The following is a 16050-nucleotide window of genomic DNA, read 5'->3' on the forward strand; positions in this document are numbered from 1 at the left end:
CCTGAGGGGGGTGTTCTCGCACAGTTCGTAGCCGCTGTAGATGCCCCAGGTCGGCGAGAGGGTCGCCGCGAGTACGGCGCGGACCTCGAAGGCGGGCCGGTGTCCGTGCTGGAGGTAGGCGTGCAGGATGTCCGGGGTGTTGGCGAACAGGTTGGGCCGCATGTACGAGGCCGCCTCACCCGACAGCTCGCTCAGGTACTCCGTCAGTTCCTGTTTCGTGTTGCGCCAGGTGAAGTACGTGTACGACTGCTGGAAGCCGATCTGGGCCAGCGTGTGCATCATCGCCGGCCGGGTGAACGCCTCCGCCAGGAAGATCACATCCGGGTCGGTGCGGCCGATCTCCGCGATCACCCGCTCCCAGAACACGACGGGTTTGGTGTGCGGGTTGTCGACCCGGAAGATCCGCACCCCGTGGCCCATCCAGTGCCGCAGCACCCGCAGCGTCTCGGCGATCAGCCCGTCCATGTCCGCGTCGAACGCGATCGGGTAGATGTCCTGGTACTTCTTCGGCGGGTTCTCCGCATACGCGATGGTGCCGTCGGGGCGGTGGTGGAACCACTCGGGATGCTTGTGCACCCAGGGATGGTCGGGGGAGCACTGCAGCGCGAAGTCGAGGGCGACCTCCAGACCCAGCTCCCGGGCCCGGCCCACGAAGTGGTCGAAGTCCTCCAACGTGCCCAGGGCGGGATGGATTGCGTCGTGGCCGCCCTCGGCGGAACCGATGGCCCAGGGCACGCCGACATCGTCTTGGCCTGCGTGCAGGGTGTTGTTGCGGCCCTTGCGGAACGTGCTGCCGATCGGATGGATCGGGGGCAGGTAGACGACGTCGAAGCCCATCCGCGCGATGCCCTCCAGCCGCCGGGCGGCACTGCGGAACGTGCCGTGCGGCTGCTCGACGGTGCCCTCCGAGCGCGGGAAGAACTCGTACCAGGCGCCGTACAGGGCGCGTTCACGCTCCACCAGCAGCGGCAACGGCTCCGAAGCGGTCACCAACTCCCGCAGCGGATACCGCGCGAGCACCTCACCCACCTCGTGCGAGAACGCCGCCGCGAGCCGGGTCCGCAGGGCCGTCGAGTCGTCGCCCAGGGCGCGTGCGGCGTCCAGCACGACGTCGCGCTCGGGGCCCTCCGGCACTCCGGCGGCCGCCCGGGTGTGGAGTTCGGCGCCCTCCTCCAGGACCAGTCCGGTGTCGATGCCCGCCGGGATCTTGACGCCGGCCGTGTGGCGCCAGGTGGCCACCGGGTCGCTCCAGGCCTCCACGCAGTACGTCCAGCGGCCGGTCGCGTCCGGCGTGACGTCCGCGCCCCAGCGGTCACTGCCGGGCGCGAGTTCACGCATCGGCGTCCATGGGCCCGGCCGGCCCTCCGGATCGCGCAGCACCACATTGGCGCCGACGGCGTCATGGCCTTCGCGGAACACGGTGGCGGTGACCTCGAACGTCTCGCCGGCAACCGCCTTCGCCGGACGCCTGCCGCACTCCACGGCCGGCCGTACGTCCCGTACCGGAACGCGGCCGACGACCGGAGTCGAACCTGAACTCATGGGTCTCACCTCCACCGTGCGCGAAGCCGGGCCCCGGGCCCGGCTCGGAATCCGAACGTCGCCGGAAGGTCAGTGCCTCCCGGCCCTGGGACGCCGGCCCTTCGGCGGAGCCCGCCGGACCGCGCCGCTCGCGCGGGAGCGGGCGCTCTGCTCCCGCAGGTACGTGCCCAACGTGCTGCGCAGATAGCGTTCGGCGGCGTCGACGGCCTCCCGGGCACAGCGTTTACCCATCAGCACGCAGAGCGTGTAGCCCGAGTCCTCGAACGTGGCGCGCACGGCACGGTCGGAGGGCGCGGCGAGCATCGCGCGCTCCCACGCCCGGTAACGCCGCAACTGCCGGGCCACTTCGGCCTTGGCGGGTAGCAGCATGGCGCTGTTCACCTTCCGACGGGCTCGACCGGGCTCGTTTCCCGACGGTCGGGTGGCGTCCGCGCGCGAAGAGGCACGACACCGTTACGGCGATCGAGGCATTTCACTCATGGTGCACGGATGACGACTCAGCGTCTTGTTGGTTCTTCAACTACCCCATGATGCTCTCGTGTTGCACGAATGGCGTAGTGCCCGCACTGTGGATCTGACTCAGAAGCGAGCAGCGCTCAACGCTCCGTGATCGGGGCCCACGCCCACGGGGACGAGGAACGAGCGGGAGCTTCGTCGGTGAGGAGCAAGCGACAATGAAGACCGCAGTGCCCTGCTACTACCACCTGGACGTGGAAGTCAGCCCCGAGCGGGTCGGACAGGTGAGCCGCATCCTGGCCGCCCATCTGCGCCACTGGGATCTCGACAATCTCGTGGTCCCCGTCTGCGGCGGCGCCGAACTGCTGCTGCGGGCCATCGACGAGCACGCGACGGACAAGTTCACCTCGATCGAGATGTGGTGGAACGGCCAGCACCTCATCACCGCCGTCGGCGGCGATGACCGTGACCTCCGCCCCGACCAGGACCTGCGCACCTGCCTGGCCCATATCGCCGCGATGAGCGACGGCTGGGGCTGCTGCGCCTCGGACACCGGCAGCAAGATCATCTGGTTCTCGCAGCGCGCCCGCGCCGGCCAGCGCGTCCCCCTGGTCCCGACGGCACCGGCGCCCAGCCTGCGCCACGTCCGCCAGGTGCCCCGGGACATGCCGCTCGCCGCACGGGCCGCCTCGGCGGGCGCCACACAGCCCGCCCCGGAGGAGGCCCGGTGACGGCGTCGCCGAACCGGAAAGGGGTGCCCGTGTGGAGCGGGCACCCCTACCCATTGGGCGCCGTCTTCGACGGGCAGGGCACCAACTTCGCGCTGTTCAGCGAGGTCGCCGAGAGCGTCGACCTCGTCCTGGTCGACGACGCCGGCACCGAGACCCCCGTCCCGCTGACCGAGGTCGACGGTTTCGTCTGGCACGGCTATGTGCCCGGGATCGGACCCGGCCGGCGCTACGGCTACCGGGTGCACGGCCCCTGGGACCCGGGCCTCGGCCACCGGTGCAACCCGGCGAAGCTGCTCCTCGACCCGTACGCGCGGGCCGTGGACGGGCAGATCGACAACCATGCCTCCCTGTACGAGCGCGCCCCGGGCGGCCCCTCCCCGGCCGACAGCGCCGGGCACTCCATGCTCGGCGTGGTCACCGACCCGTACTTCGACTGGGGCGACGACCGCCCGCCCCGGCGGCCGTACGCGGACACCGTCATCTACGAGGCCCACGTCCGCGGCCTCACCCACACCCACCCGGACGTACCCGAACGGCTGCGCGGCACCTACGCCGCCCTCGCGCACCCGGCGGTGATCGAGCACCTGACCTCGCTGGGCGTGACCGCCGTCGAGCTGATGCCGGTCCACCAGTTCGTCCAGGACGGGATCCTCCAGGACCGCGGCCTGGCCAACCACTGGGGCTACAACACGATCGGCTTCTTCGCCCCGCACAACGCCTACGCCGCCTTCGGCACCCGCGGGGAGCAGGTCAACGAGTTCAAGGCGATGGTGAAGGCGCTGCACGAGGCCGGCCTCGAAGTCATCCTCGACGTGGTCTACAACCACACCGCCGAGGGCAACGAACACGGCCCCACCCTGTCCTTCCGCGGCATCGACAACGCCTCGTACTACCGCCTCGTCGACGGCGACTGGGCGCACTACTACGACACCACCGGCACCGGCAACAGCCTGCTGATGCGGCACCCCTACGTGCTCCAGCTGATCATGGACTCGCTGCGGTACTGGGTGACCGAGATGCACGTCGACGGCTTCCGCTTCGACCTCGCGGCCACCCTGGCCCGGCAGTTCCACGAGGTGGACCGGCTGTCGGCGTTCTTCGACCTGATCCAGCAGGACCCGGTGATCAGCCGCGTCAAGCTCATCGCCGAACCCTGGGACGTGGGGGAGGGCGGCTACCAGGTCGGCAACTTCCCGCCCCTGTGGTCGGAGTGGAACGGCAGGTACCGGGACGCGGTACGGGACTTCTGGCGGGCGGAGCAGGGCTCGCTCGGCGAGTTCGCCTCCCGGCTCACCGGCTCCTCGGACCTGTACCAGCACAGCAGGCGCCGGCCGCGCGCCAGCGTCAACTTCGTCACCGCGCACGACGGTTTCACCCTGCGCGACCTCGTCTCGTACAACGACAAGCACAACGAGGCCAACGGCGAGGGCAACCGGGACGGCGAGAGCGCCAACCGCTCCTGGAACTGCGGCGCCGAGGGCGAGACGGACGACCCCGCCGTGCTGGCACTGCGCGCCCGCCAGCAGCGCAACCTGATGGCCACCCTGCTGCTGTCGCAGGGCATCCCGATGCTCTGCCACGGCGACGAACTGGGCCGCACCCAGCGCGGCAACAACAACGCCTACTGCCAGGACAACGAGGTCTCCTGGGTCGACTGGCGGCTGTGCGGCGACCAGCGCGCGCTGACCGACTTCACGCGGTACGTCATCGGGCTGCGCGCCGCCCACCCGGTCCTGCGCCGCCGCCGCTTCTTCGCCGGGGAGACCGCCACCCACGCCGGCCAGCCGCTGCCCGACCTCGTGTGGCTGCTGCCCGACGCGCGCGAGATGACCCGCCGGGACTGGCAGCGCCCCGACGCGCACTCCGTCGGCGTGTTCCTCAACGGCGACGCCATCGCCGAACGCGACGCGTACGGGCGGCGCGTGGTCGACGACTCGTTCCTGCTGCTGCTCAACAGCTACTGGGAGCCGGTCGACTTCCTCCTGCCGGACGACTCCTACGGCGAACGCTGGACCACCCTGATCGACACCGCGGACCCCGAGGGACTCCCGGACGAACGGGAGCGCAAGGCGGGCACCCGGCTGAGCGTCGAGGCACGCAGCCTGGTGCTGCTGTCCCGGCCGTCCCGCACCGGCGACCGGCCGTCCCGCGGCACCGAACGGCGGTCCCGCGCCGGAGACCGGATGCCCCGTGCCGGAGACCGGCCGTCCCGCGGCGGCGCCCGGTCCTCCCGCGGCGGCGGCCGCCCCTCGCGCACCGGAGACCGGCCGTCCCACGGCGGCGGCCGGTCGTCCCACGGCGGCGGCCGGTCGTCCCAGGCCGGTGACGGGGCGTTCCGTACCGGCGACGCGTAGGAGGTCAGCGCTCGCGGCGTGAGGTGACCGTGAACTGCGCGCCGTCGGGGTCGCGCAGCACGGCCTCCGCCTCGGCCTCCCTGAGGACGCTGCCTCCGTGCTTCTCCGCGGCGCGCGCGCAGCAGGCGACGTCGTCCACGGCGAAGTGCACCTGCCAGTGCGGCCGGACCTCCGGGTCGGGGGCCGCCTCGACCGCGCCCGAGTCGATGCGGGCCACGACGTCGCCCCGGCTGCGCAGCACCACCTCGCCGCCTTCGTACTCGACCTGGCAGCAGCCGGTCCGCTCCGAGGCCCAGTCGAGGATCTCGCCGTAGAAGAGTGCCGCGTCGAAGGCGTTGCGGGTGTGCAGCCTTATGAAGGTGGGAGCCGCCTGCCGCCAGGCCTCCCAGTTGGAGATGAGTTCCCCCTCCCAGATCCCGAACGTGGCTCCGTCCCGGTCGGCGAGCAGCGCCGCCCGCCCCGGCGGGAAGGACAGCGGACCGACCGCCGCCGTGCCGCCGCGCTCCCGGGCGCGGGCCACGGCCTCGTCGGCGTTCGGCACGGCGAAGTACGGCGTCCACGCCACCGCCATCTGCCACATGGCGGCGACCGCGGCGATCCCGGCGACCGGTACACCCCCCGCCAGTGCGATCCGGAAGTGATCACCGAGCTTGGCGTTGCGCCATCGCCAGCCCAGTACGGCCCCGTAGAAGTCCTCCGTGGCCTGTAGGTCACGGCTGGTCAGGCTCACCCAGCAGGGGGCGCCGAAGACGGAGTGGGTGGAGACGATGTCCCGCTTCTTCGCGCCACTGCGGGCAGGGGTGTCGTGATTCATGTCAGTGCGTCCTGTGTCCGATGCCGGTGGCCACCGGTCTGTCACCAGTGTCCAACCGCAAACGCTCCGAGCGCCTGCCGAGTACCCCGGTGGCACTCGGCCGGACGAGTGACACGATGGATGAATGGGCGACAGCGAGACGGAGCGCAACAGCGAGACGGAGCGCATCTTCGAGCTGGAGGAAGAGGTCGACCAGCTGAAGGAGGCGGTCGTCTCCCACGCCGTCGTGGACCAGGCGATCGGGATGATGGTCGCGCTGGGCCGAGTGACGCCCGACCAGGGCTGGTGGGTCCTCAAGGAGGTCTCCCAGCACACCAACATCAGGCTGCGCAATGTCGCGGAACTGATCCTCATCTGGGGGCGCACCGGGGACATGCCCCGGGACATCCGGGCCGAGCTGGAGGAGGCCCTCGACCGGCACGGGCCGACGCAGGTCCCGGGGGCGCCGCAGGAGTGACGCCCGGCGGGGGTCGAGGCCGAGCAGGGGCCGAGCAGGGGATGAGGCTCAGCCCGTCTCGGTGAGCAGCTCCTCGCGCAGCCGGTCGAAGCAGCCACTCAGCAGCCGGGACACGTGCATCTGCGAGATGCCGAGCTGCTGGGCGATCCGGCTCTGTGTCATGCCACGGAAGAACCGCAGGTAGAGGATGGTGCGCTCACGCTCGGGCAGCGCCTGCAGACAGGGCTTGACCGCCTCCCGGTCGACGACGAGGTCGTAGCCCGCGTCGGGTCCGCCGAGAGCCTCGCCCAGGGCGTAACCGTCCGTGTTGGGCATCTCGGCGTCCAGGGACAGCGTGGTGAAGCACTCCAGGGCCTCCAGGCCGGTCCGTGTCTCCTCCTCGGTCAGCTGTGCGCGCTCGGCGATCTCGGCGACGGTGGGCGCACGGCCCGAAGTCGTCTGGGCCAGCTCCTTGGCGGCCGAGCGAACCCGGTTGCGCAGGTCCTGGACCCGGCGCGGCACGTGCAGCGACCACATGTGGTCACGGAAGTGGCGTTTGATCTCGCCGGTGACGGTCGGCACCGCGTACGCCTCGAAGGCGCGCCCGCGCGTCGGGTCGTAATGGTCGACGGCTTTGACCAGTCCGAGCGCGGCCACCTGGTAGAGGTCCTCAAGGGCCTCGCCGCGACCGCGGAACCGTACGGCGATCCGCTCGGCCATCGGCAGCCAGAGTCGGACCACCTCGTCCCGCAACGCGTCGCGCTCCGGACCGGCCGGCAGTTCGGCCAGACGCTCGAACGCCTCGGCCGTGTCGGGGGCGTCGTCATGCGGATGGGGCTTCGTTCTGGTGGTGGTACCCATCGTGGGTGGCCACCTCCCTCAGCAGGTGCTGGATGGACAGACACCATGGGAGGCGCGCGCTGGGACCGTACGGAAAGGCACCCGGGGCGCCCGGCGGACCGGCTCCCACGGACGTGCCTCCTGTCCGAAGCACTTGTCTTCACCTTCCCTGCGTCGAACGTATCAAAACAAATCACCCGAAATAGTGACGAGACGCAGCGATGGCGACCCTTTTGACCGCCTTTTGGCGCCCTCTTGGGATGAATTACCTCTCAAGCAGAGGTAATTTTCCCGTGTGGAACCACGGGAGCGGGAGGCCCTGCCCCAGCAGCTGGCCGACACCCTGGTCGGCATCCAGCGGCTGATCCGCCGCCGACTGCGCGGCGGGCTGACCGCGCCCCGGCTGCGCGGCGCCGAGGTGGAACTGCTGCGCCTGGTCGAGGCCCGGCCCGGCATCGGCATCTCGGACGCCGCCAAGGAGCTGTACCTGGCGGGCAACTCCGTGTCGACCCTGGTCAACCGGCTGGCCAAGGCCGGCCACCTGGTCCGGGAGACCGACCCGGCCGACCGGCGCGTCGCTCGGCTGGAGCTCACCGACGCGGCACGCGCCCGGTTGGGCGACTGGCAGCGGCGCCGGGCGGCCCTCGTCGCCCGGCACGTGTCCCTGCTCGACGAGGCCGAGCGAGAGGCCCTGCACGCCGCCCTGCCTGCCCTGCGCAAGCTGGCCGTCACCCTGCACGAGGAGGCCGAGGAACCATGACGAGCGACACCACGGGCCCGGCCCCGACGACCGACGCCGCGGGCCCGGCGGATGCCGTCTCCTGCACCGGGCTCGCCTACGCCTTCGGGCGGACCCGGGCCGTGGACGGTCTCGACCTGTCCGTGCGGCAGGGGGAGGTCTTCGGGCTGCTCGGACCCAACGGGGCCGGCAAGACCACCGCCATCCGCTGCATCACCACGCTCCTGCCGGTCCCCGCGGGCATGGTCCGCGTCTTCGGCCACGACACGGCCGGGGACCGCATGGCCGTGCGCCGCCTGCTCGGCTACGTCCCGCAGCAGCTGTCCGCGGACAGCGGACTGACCGGACGGGAGAACGTTGCTCTCTTCGCCCGCGTCTTCGACGTCCCCCGCCGCGAGCGCGCCGCCCGCGTCGCCCAGGCCCTGGCCGCCGTCGGCCTCGCCGACGCCGCCGACCGGCTCGCGGGCACCTACTCCGGCGGCATGGTCCGCCGGCTGGAACTGGCCCAGGCCCTGGTCAGCGCGCCCCGCCTGCTGATCCTCGACGAGCCGACCATCGGTCTCGACCCGATAGCCCGGACGGGCGTCTGGGAGCACATCAACGCCGTCCGCGCGGTCACCGGCATGACGGTCCTGGTCACCACCCACTACATGGACGAGGCCGACCAGTACTGCGACCGCGTCGGCCTGATGCACCGCGGCCGCATCCGTGCCCTCGGCACCCCCGGGGAACTGCGGCAGGGCCTCGGCGCCCGCCGCCGCGCCGAGGGCGCCCCGGCCACGGACACGCCGCCCACGCTGGAGGACGTCTTCCGCGACGTCGCCGGCAGCGGTCTCGACGAGAAGTCAGGAGATTTCCGCGATGTCCGAAGCACCCGTCGCACCGCCCACCGCGTCGGCTGACCCGGCCCCCGAGGGCGGCACGGACCTCCTCGTACGGCCGCCCACGCCCCGCGCGGGCTGACGGCTGCTGCCCGCCCGGGTCGTCGCGATGTGCGCGGTGGAACTGCAGAAGCTGCGGCACGACCGCACCGAGCTCTACACCCGGGCGGTGCAGCCCGCCCTGTGGCTGCTGATCTTCGGCCAGACCTTCACCCGGATCAAGGCGATCCCGACCGGCGGCGTCCCCTACATCGACTACCTGGCGCCCGGCATCATCGCCCAGTCCGCGATGTTCATCGCCATCTTCTACGGCATCCAGATCATCTGGGAGCGGGACGCCGGCATCCTGAACAAGCTCCTCGTCACGCCCACCCCGCGCTCGGCGCTGATCACCGGCAAGGCCTTCGCGGCCGGGGTGAAGGCGCTGATCCAGGCGGTCGTCGTGGTCCTGATCGCCGCCCTGCTCGGCGTGGCCCTCACCTGGAACCCGGTCAAGCTGCTCGGCGTCGCGGCGGCCGTGATCCTCGCCTCCGCCTTCTTCTCCTGCCTGTCGATGACCATCGCCGGCATCGTCCTCAGCCGCGACCGCCTGATGGGCATCGGGCAGGCAATCACCATGCCCCTGTTCTTCGGCTCCAACGCCCTCTACCCGGTCGCCGTGATGCCGGGCTGGCTGCAGGCGGTCAGCAAGGTCAACCCGCTCAGCTATCAGGTCGACGCCCTGCGCGGCCTCCTGCTCGGCACCCCCGCGCATCTCGCCGCCGATTTCGGTGTCCTGCTCGTGGCCTCGGCCCTCGGCATCACGGCCGCCTCCTGTCTGCTGGGCCGGCTCGCCCGCTGATCTTGCCGCGGACGTGATGTGCGGCACGCAACCGAAGGGTGCCTCAGGGCCCCGGAAGGGGATTCCCGCTGCGCAGCGCTTGATCAGCGATCAAAGGGGGCGAATCGCCAGGCCACAGCGCATTCCGCTCATTTGACAGTGCGCTGAGCGCACAGATAAACAGCAGCTCTCGGAGGTCGAGAGGGGCACTGTGTACGAGCCGAACGTGGTCGGGGACTGGCAGGAGTACGACGAGCATGCCGGTCTGCGGGTCCGCGTCCACAGCCTGGAGGCGGCCGAGCCGCCGCGCGGCCGTGACGACGCGGCCGTCGGGCTGACGTACTTCACGCTCCGGGTGACCGTCGAGAACCGTGGCGCCCGGCACTTCGGCGTGCACCTGGAGGACGGGCAGATCGACGTCCGGGTCGGCCCCGACGGCGAGGGCGCGTTCATCGACTGGCGCAACTCGCAGTTCATCGAGGGCTTCGACGTCTACCCGCTGCGCCGTGCCACCGCCGTCCTGTTCGCGGCCGGCCCCGAGGCGTCCCTGTCCAAGGTGGACGTGCAGGTGCAGCTGCGGGTCGACGAGGAGTGGGCCGACCGGCGGCTGTGGGCGGGCGGCATCGGACTGGTGGAGGGGGCCGTGGCGCCCGCTTCCGCAGGGGCCGGGGCGGGCAGCCTGGCCCACCAGGTCAGCGCCTTCCTGAAGGACCAGACGGAGCCGGGCGCGACGGCCTGACGGCCGCAGGACGGCCCGGCCCTCGCACCGCGGTCCGACGGCCGCCGCCGCACGGGTCAGTGCGGGATGCCGTCGATGATCTCCCGGGCGCCCTGCCGCAGCAGGGCCACGGCCACCGAGGTGCCGAGCGTGGCCGGGTCGAGGCGGCCCGCCCACTCGTGGGCGTTCAGCCGGGTCTTGCCGTCCGGGGTGAACACGCAGGCCCGCAGGGACAGCTCACCGCTGCGGTCCACGCGCGCGTAACCGGCGATCGGGCTGTTGCAGTGCCCCTGCAGCACGTGCAGGAACATGCGCTCCGCGGTGGCCTCCCGGAAGGTGTCCGGGTCGCCGAGCCCGCTGACGGCGTCGATCAGTTCCGTGTCGCCCTCCCGGCACTGCAGGGCGAGGATGCCCGCGCCGATCGGCGGCATCATCACCTCCGGGGACAGCACCTCGCTGATCACGTCGCGGCGGTCGATGCGCTCCAGACCGGAGACCGCGAGCAGCAGCGCGTCCGCCTCGCCGGCCGCGAGCTTCTCCAGCCGGCGGTTGGCGTTGCCGCGGAAGGGCACGCACTCCAGGTGCGGATGGGTGGCGGCCAGTTGGGCGACGCGGCGCACCGAGGAGGTGCCGATCCGGGTGCCCGGCACCAGTTCGTCGAGAGTGAGCCCGCCCGGGTGGATCAGCGCGTCGCGGACGTCGTCCCGCTTGAGGAACGCGGCGAACACGGTTCCCGCGGGCAGCGGCCGGTCGGCGGGCACGTCCTTGACGCAGTGCACCGCGAGGTCGGCCTCCCCGGCGAGCAGCGCCGCGTCCACCTCCTTGGTGAACGCCCCCTTGCCCTCGACCTGGGACAGATCGCCCAGCCACTTGTCACCCGTGGTCCTGACCGGTACGACCTCGGTGCGCACCTCGGGGTGCAGAGCTGCCAACTCGGCGCGGACGCGCTCCACTTGGGCGAGCGCCATCGGTGAGTCGCGGGAGACGATACGGATGAGTTCCGGGACTGCCATGGGGACACGATAGTGCCCCCGCTACCCCTCCAAGTGCCACTCGAAGGGGAACAGATCCTCCTCCCAGCCCGGCTGTGGTCCGCGTGCGGCGTGCACCGGCCCGCGCACGAGGCAGCGGTGCCGCAGCAGCGCACGGCGCTCGGCCGGGGTGAGCAGCGCCGCGTAGGAGTCGTCCGATACGGCGTCCACGTGCTCGTCGCCGTCGATGTTGAGCCGGTCGCCCGCCGCCGTACGGACGTCGAGGCGGAACGCGGTGCGCCACTGGGAGTTGTGGCCCCAGCCGTGGGACAGGTCGATCGTGCGCCGGTACCGGCGCCGGAAGGTCCAGTACAGCGGGGAGCGGTCGGCGACCCCGCGCTCGGCGTGGTGCGCGCCCGCCCGCACCCGTACCCCGGCGCGGCCGAACAGGACGGAGCCCAGCCACAGGCCCGGCCAGAGGACCTCGGTGATCCGAACGGGCTCGTCGGGGTCGGACGCCTGCTCGACCTCCACGATCTCGTGCAGGAACGGATCGAAGCGGGAGGCGCCCTCGAACGGCGTCATGCCGAGCCGGGTGAACAGGGCGACGTACTGATCCACCGTCACGTCCGGTCCGCCCCACCCGTCGTCGTCGCCGGCCGGCTGGAAGGGAAGCAGCAGCAGGTCGCTGACCCGGCTGAGCGCGTACAGCTCCCACAGCAGGTGCACGCGCCGCTCGTCCGGCCCGGACGGGGGTCGCGGCAGCGACTCGGCGGCCGTTGCCAGGTGGTCGCGGTAGTCGCCCGCGGCACGCGCGAGCCACGGCTCCACCACCGTACTGAAAGCGTTCGGCCCCTCGTGATCGAGCAGCGCCTCGTAGAGCGGCCGTGCCGCGACCGGGTCGTTCTTCTCCTCCATCCGCGGAGCGTAGCGCCGGGCGCGCGGGCCGGACCAGGTGTTTCAGAGCGGCCCCGGGCCGTCGTCGAGCGCGAGGCGCAGGACGTGGTGGCCGGTCGCGTCGGCGGGTACGGCGGGTGGACCGGGTACGGCGTTCTGACCGTCGACCGTGCACGCGCGCACCCGGCTGCCGCCGCCGGTCAGCGTGACGTCCAGCGTCGTGCCCCGGTAGCGCAGCCCGCGCAGGCTCACCGTGCCCCACCGCGGCGGCAGACAGGGCCGCAGCCGAAGCGCGTCCGGCGCGAACGTCAGGCCGAACAGACCGTCATGCACCAGGCGCAGGAAGGCGGTTGCCGACCAGGTCTGGTCCGGCTGGGAGACGAAGTGCTCCAGCCGGCCGCTGCCCCCGGTCTGCCAGCCGCCGTCGACGGCACCGCTCACCGAGTCGTACACCTCGTGGAATCCGCCGCCGCGGGTGACGAGTTCCGCGAGGGTCTCCACGGCGCGCGCGAACAGTCCGGTGCGGCCCGCCCCGGCGGCGGCCTGCCCGAACAGGCCGTGCACCATCGGCCACACCATCATGTTGTGCCGCCCCGGCCGCCGGTCGTCGAAGCGCGGGAAGTGCGGCCAGACGTTGACGACACCGCGGGGCTGCCAGTGCGCGCCGTCGAGGAGGAGGCGCGCCCGGTACCGGTCGGCGACGCCGAGGAGGACGGCGAGGGCCAGTCCGGCGCCCTCCTGGGAGAGGTCGGGGCGACCGTCGTCGTGCAGCAGGTACGCGTAGGTACCGGCGTCGGCACGCCACAGGTGCCGGTCGATCGCGGCACGCAGCCGCTCGGCCTGCGCGCGTGCGGTCCGCGCTGCCGGCTCGCCCAGCGTGTCCGCCATGGCCGCCAGGGCGAGCAGGGCGCCGTGGTAGAGGCAGTTCGTGGACAGGCACATCAGTGCGGCCGCGCCCGGGTGGCCGAGCACGAAGGACGTGCGCACGCCCGGGGTCTCGGGCGGACTCGGGTAACCGGAGATGCCGTCGTTCATGAAGCTCGGCCCCCGAAAGAGGCCGTGGTCGGTGTCGAAGTCGCGGGCGCGGCGGGCGGCGAGGGTGTGCGTCGCCGTCTCGTACGCCCGGACCAGGAACTCCCGGTCGCCGGTGACCAGATAGTGGTGCCAGGCGGCGGGGATCCACACGACCTGGTCCCACCACTGGTCGTCCTGCTGGACGACGAGCCCGTCCGGACCGCGGTCGACGACCGACCAGAGGGTGTTGCGGCCGAGGTCGGGAGCCAGCAGGCTCACCCCGCTCCACGCGTTGACCGCCGCGTCCCGCGTCCACCGCTGCGGGGCGGGATAGCCGCCACCGGCCCGGACGACGGTGCCCGGCGGGTGGGCGAGCAGACCGGACCGGTCGTACACCGCCGGGTCCGCGCGCAGGGTGTTGGTGTCGAACACGTTCCAGAGCGCGGCCGCGTACAGGCCGCCGATCCGCTGCTGGGCGCCGGGATCGTCGAAGGTGAGGGCAGGCATGTCGGACCCCTTCCCCGGACGCTCGGGTTGCCGCGGATTCGCCGAATTCTCTGGATTCCCCGGAATCCGGGCCGCGGCGCCGAAGGCCCCCGCCGCGCTCAGCGCGGCGAGGAACCCCCGCCGGGAGAATCCGCCGTCACGTCCGCCGATCAGTGCCACGCTCCGAGAACGAGCGCGCCGGTGATCGGTCGCGGTCAGGCGTTCGGGTCGAACGCGATTCCGGACGGTTTCGCCGAGGAGAGGTGCGCGGCGAAACTGCCGTCCTTCAGGCCGAAGTGGGCGCTGCCGAAGTCGTACGCGCTGAGCTTGTCGCGCAGACCGGCGGGGTAGCCGTTCCAGCCGACGAGCGGCGGGTACTGCCAGGTGTGCTTGTGGTTCTCCGGCGGTTCGTCGTTGGAGTTGGCCAGGCGGAAGCAGTGCGTGCTGATGCCGTCCTTGTGGTAGACGACCTTCGCGTGCGTGCCCTCGAACCGGACCTCGGAGACGGGGTGCACGGTGAACGAACCGTGGTTGGAGGTCGAGACGTACCGGACCTGGCCGCTCTGCACCCACACCACGACGTGTTCCCAGTCGTTGCGGTGGCCGCCGATGCTGGTGCCGGCGAGCGCCTGGTCCTTCTCGAAGTACAGGCCGTACAGGTAGCCGCACCAGCCGTTGTTGCACTTGTAGCGCGAGTAGCTGTTGGTGTTGTCGAGGTCCGAGGCGTCGTGGCACTGGCCGTTGAGAGCACCGGTCGGCTTGAGTCCGCCGTTGACGGTGCCGTCGGGGCCGATGGCCGGGGTGGGGTAACAGCCGTCGGTGTCGTAGTCGAAGGCGGGCTGGTACGTCAGCTCCGCCTGCTCGGCGTTGACGGGCAGCGCCTGGGGCGGCGCGGCGAAGGCGACGGAGGGGAAGGCGATGACGAGGGCGACGGCGCCGGCCAGCCCGGTGAGCCAGCGTCTGCGGTGTGCCCTGAACTCCGGTGAGGTCACTGCGTCTCCTCTTGGGCGCGGCCCAACGGCTGTGGGGGAAGGGGGAGTTCAGCTTCCCGTGGATGCCCGGCGGGGCCAAGGGGTCGCACGCGTACCGGCGGTGAAGGCGGGCCCAACACTTGGATCATGACGGAGTGTCAGGAGAGGGAGCGGGTGGGCAGGGGTCAGCCGGGCTGGCCGGGCGGGTCGGGAAGGTCGGCCGAGGACTCCTCCGGCGTCAGGTCCGGGCGCAGCCGCAGCCAGGACGGCTGGCGCAGCAGCCCGGCCCGGGTCCGGGTGCTGTAGCTCACCTCGCCGACGAGCCGGGGAAGTACCCAGTGGGCGCCGGAGACCCGCGGGGCGGGGTCGAAGGGGCACACGCCGGTCTCGGCGGCCCGCAGCAGCGCCGCCAGTTCGGCGCGCTCGGTCTCGCTCCAGCCGGTGCCCACCCCGCCGGCGTACCGCAGCCGCCCGCCGGCCCGCTGGCCGACCAGTACCGCGCCCGGCAGACCGGAGAGCCGCCCCTTGCCGGGCAGCCAGCCGCCGACGATCACGTCCTCGCTGCGCAGGTTGCGGATCTTGATCCAGGCGCGGGAGCGCACTCCGGGTGTGTACCGCGAGTCCAGCCGCTTGCACACCACCCCCTCCAGACCGTGCTCACGGGTGGCCCGCAGGGCCTCGGCGCCGTGTCCGACGACGGCGGCCGGGGTCGACCAGTGCGGCCCGTCGAGGCCGAGCTCCTCCAGCCGCGTCCGCCGCCGCGCGTAGGGCTGGGCGAGCAGGGGCTGCCCCAGGTGCGGTACGTCGAACAGCACGAGGTGGACCGGGACCTGCGCCGCCCGGCGCGCCGCGCGGGCCGGGGCGTGGGCCAGGCCCATCCGGCTCTGCAGCAACTGGAAGTCGGCGCGCCCCTGTTCGTCGAGGGCGAGGACCTCGCCGTCCAGGATCGCGGGGGTGCTCCCGAGGAGCGGACCGAGCGGCCGCAGCTCGGGGTAGGCGGCGGTGATGTCCTCGCCGGAGCGGGCGCGCAACAGCACGCTGCCGTCGCCGGGCAGGTAGACCAGCACGCGCTGGCCGTCCTGCTTGGTCTCGTACGCCCACCGGTCGTCCTGCGCGGCGGGCGGCAGCGTGCCGGGCGTGGCGAGCATCGGCGGGATCAGCGGCAGGGTCTCGGCGGTCACGGCTGAAGTTGTCGACCGCGCCCGGCGGCCTCACGCGCGTTTCGGCGACGGTTCCCCTGATCGGGCGCGTCCCGGCGGGCCGATGGCCCCGGACGGGGCCCGCACCGGCCCGACTGGTGGGCCGTCACGACGAGTTGGGGGCGCAGACCCTCTCGTACGTGGTCGAGGTGCTCCGAACCCGACGTCCCCGCCGCCACCC

At 72.2% G+C, this 16050-nt stretch carries 16 protein-coding genes; 7 read left to right on the forward strand and 9 right to left on the reverse strand.

The genetic code is table 11. The annotated features are described in order from the left end of the window. Both IPZ69_RS35490 and IPZ69_RS35495 read right to left on the reverse strand, forming a co-directional pair. Positions 1-1542: alpha-1,4-glucan--maltose-1-phosphate maltosyltransferase (locus tag IPZ69_RS35490; RefSeq protein WP_235458811.1), on the reverse strand; the 1542-nt coding region annotated here is incomplete at its 3' end. A gap of 69 nt (positions 1543-1611) precedes the next feature. Beyond that, on the reverse strand, positions 1612-1911 hold the full coding sequence (locus IPZ69_RS35495) for a DUF5133 domain-containing protein (protein ID WP_235458812.1): 300 nt from the start codon (positions 1909-1911) through the stop codon (positions 1612-1614). A gap of 305 nt (positions 1912-2216) precedes the next feature. Between IPZ69_RS35495 and IPZ69_RS35500 the strand changes: the two genes are divergently transcribed. Continuing rightward, positions 2217-2729, forward strand: a complete 513-nt coding sequence (locus IPZ69_RS35500) for a pep a2 (protein WP_235458813.1) — start codon at positions 2217-2219, stop codon at positions 2727-2729. 23 nt (positions 2730-2752) lie between these two features. After that, entirely contained in the window at positions 2753-5083 is a 2331-nt protein-coding gene (gene glgX / locus IPZ69_RS35505; protein ID WP_235458837.1) for a glycogen debranching protein GlgX, read from the forward strand. A 4-nt stretch (positions 5084-5087) separates the two neighbouring features. Here the strand turns inward: glgX and IPZ69_RS35510 are convergent, their stop codons facing one another. Further along, a complete protein-coding gene (locus IPZ69_RS35510) occupies positions 5088-5897 on the reverse strand; it encodes a VOC family protein (protein WP_235458814.1) in 810 nt (269 codons plus the stop codon). A gap of 124 nt (positions 5898-6021) precedes the next feature. Here IPZ69_RS35510 and IPZ69_RS35515 point away from each other — a divergent pair, with 124 nt between their 5' ends. Next, entirely contained in the window at positions 6022-6354 is a 333-nt protein-coding gene (locus IPZ69_RS35515) for an ANTAR domain-containing protein (protein WP_235458815.1), read from the forward strand. A gap of 48 nt (positions 6355-6402) precedes the next feature. On the opposite strand, the gene IPZ69_RS35520 is transcribed toward IPZ69_RS35515, so the two are convergent. Further along, the gene (locus tag IPZ69_RS35520; RefSeq protein WP_235458816.1) at positions 6403-7194 is read right to left on the reverse strand and encodes an RNA polymerase sigma factor SigF; all 792 of its coding nucleotides are present in this window, start codon (positions 7192-7194) and stop codon (positions 6403-6405) included. Between the two features lie 274 nt (positions 7195-7468). Between IPZ69_RS35520 and IPZ69_RS35525 the strand changes: the two genes are divergently transcribed. The 4 genes from IPZ69_RS35525 (at position 7469) to IPZ69_RS35540 (ending at position 10352) form a co-directional block, all read left to right on the forward strand. Next, on the forward strand, positions 7469-7933 hold the full coding sequence (locus IPZ69_RS35525) for a MarR family winged helix-turn-helix transcriptional regulator (RefSeq protein ID WP_235458817.1): 465 nt from the start codon (positions 7469-7471) through the stop codon (positions 7931-7933). Continuing rightward, positions 7930-8814, forward strand: coding sequence for an ABC transporter ATP-binding protein (locus IPZ69_RS35530; RefSeq protein ID WP_235458818.1), 885 nt, complete (start codon positions 7930-7932; stop codon positions 8812-8814). The genes IPZ69_RS35525 and IPZ69_RS35530 overlap by 4 nt, the downstream gene beginning before the upstream one ends. A gap of 64 nt (positions 8815-8878) precedes the next feature. Further along, positions 8879-9634, forward strand: a complete 756-nt coding sequence (locus IPZ69_RS35535) for an ABC transporter permease (RefSeq protein ID WP_235458838.1) — start codon at positions 8879-8881, stop codon at positions 9632-9634. 190 nt (positions 9635-9824) lie between these two features. Next, entirely contained in the window at positions 9825-10352 is a 528-nt protein-coding gene (locus IPZ69_RS35540; RefSeq protein WP_235458819.1) for a hypothetical protein, read from the forward strand. Between the two features lie 56 nt (positions 10353-10408). Here the strand turns inward: IPZ69_RS35540 and hemC are convergent, their stop codons facing one another. The 5 genes from hemC to IPZ69_RS35565 form a co-directional block, all read right to left on the reverse strand. Next, on the reverse strand, positions 10409-11344 hold the full coding sequence (gene hemC / locus IPZ69_RS35545; protein WP_235458820.1) for a hydroxymethylbilane synthase: 936 nt from the start codon (positions 11342-11344) through the stop codon (positions 10409-10411). A gap of 21 nt (positions 11345-11365) precedes the next feature. Then, complete coding sequence (locus IPZ69_RS35550; RefSeq protein WP_235458821.1) at positions 11366-12220, reverse strand: hypothetical protein; 855 nt, start codon at positions 12218-12220, stop codon at positions 11366-11368. A 42-nt stretch (positions 12221-12262) separates the two neighbouring features. Continuing rightward, the gene (locus IPZ69_RS35555; protein ID WP_235458822.1) at positions 12263-13720 is read right to left on the reverse strand and encodes an MGH1-like glycoside hydrolase domain-containing protein; all 1458 of its coding nucleotides are present in this window, start codon (positions 13718-13720) and stop codon (positions 12263-12265) included. Between the two features lie 194 nt (positions 13721-13914). Further along, positions 13915-14691 (reverse strand): NPP1 family protein, encoded by a 777-nt coding sequence (locus tag IPZ69_RS35560; protein WP_235458823.1) that lies wholly within the window; start codon positions 14689-14691, stop codon positions 13915-13917. A 164-nt stretch (positions 14692-14855) separates the two neighbouring features. Continuing rightward, positions 14856-15818: an ATP-dependent DNA ligase gene (locus tag IPZ69_RS35565; RefSeq protein ID WP_235458839.1), complete on the reverse strand. Its 963-nt coding sequence runs from the start codon at positions 15816-15818 to the stop codon at positions 14856-14858. Positions 15819-16050 lie beyond the last annotated feature (232 nt).

This window comes from Streptomyces olivochromogenes (assembly GCF_021538895.1).
Classification (GTDB): Bacteria; Actinomycetota; Actinomycetes; order Streptomycetales; family Streptomycetaceae; genus Streptomyces; species Streptomyces olivochromogenes_A.

Coding starts and splice junctions, on each gene's coding strand:
- IPZ69_RS35495 (WP_235458812.1), bottom strand. CDS start 1,911: ATGCTGCTACCCGCCAAGGCCGAAGTGGCCCGGCAGTTGCGGCGTTAC.
- IPZ69_RS35500 (WP_235458813.1), top strand. CDS start 2,217: ATGAAGACCGCAGTGCCCTGCTACTACCACCTGGACGTGGAAGTCAGC.
- IPZ69_RS35510 (WP_235458814.1), bottom strand. CDS start 5,897: ATGAATCACGACACCCCTGCCCGCAGTGGCGCGAAGAAGCGGGACATC.
- IPZ69_RS35515 (WP_235458815.1), top strand. CDS start 6,022: ATGGGCGACAGCGAGACGGAGCGCAACAGCGAGACGGAGCGCATCTTC.
- IPZ69_RS35520 (WP_235458816.1), bottom strand. CDS start 7,194: ATGGGTACCACCACCAGAACGAAGCCCCATCCGCATGACGACGCCCCC.
- IPZ69_RS35530 (WP_235458818.1), top strand. CDS start 7,930: ATGACGAGCGACACCACGGGCCCGGCCCCGACGACCGACGCCGCGGGC.
- hemC (WP_235458820.1), bottom strand. CDS start 11,344: ATGGCAGTCCCGGAACTCATCCGTATCGTCTCCCGCGACTCACCGATG.
- IPZ69_RS35550 (WP_235458821.1), bottom strand. CDS start 12,220: ATGGAGGAGAAGAACGACCCGGTCGCGGCACGGCCGCTCTACGAGGCG.
- IPZ69_RS35555 (WP_235458822.1), bottom strand. CDS start 13,720: ATGCCTGCCCTCACCTTCGACGATCCCGGCGCCCAGCAGCGGATCGGC.
- IPZ69_RS35565 (WP_235458839.1), bottom strand. CDS start 15,818: ATGCTCGCCACGCCCGGCACGCTGCCGCCCGCCGCGCAGGACGACCGG.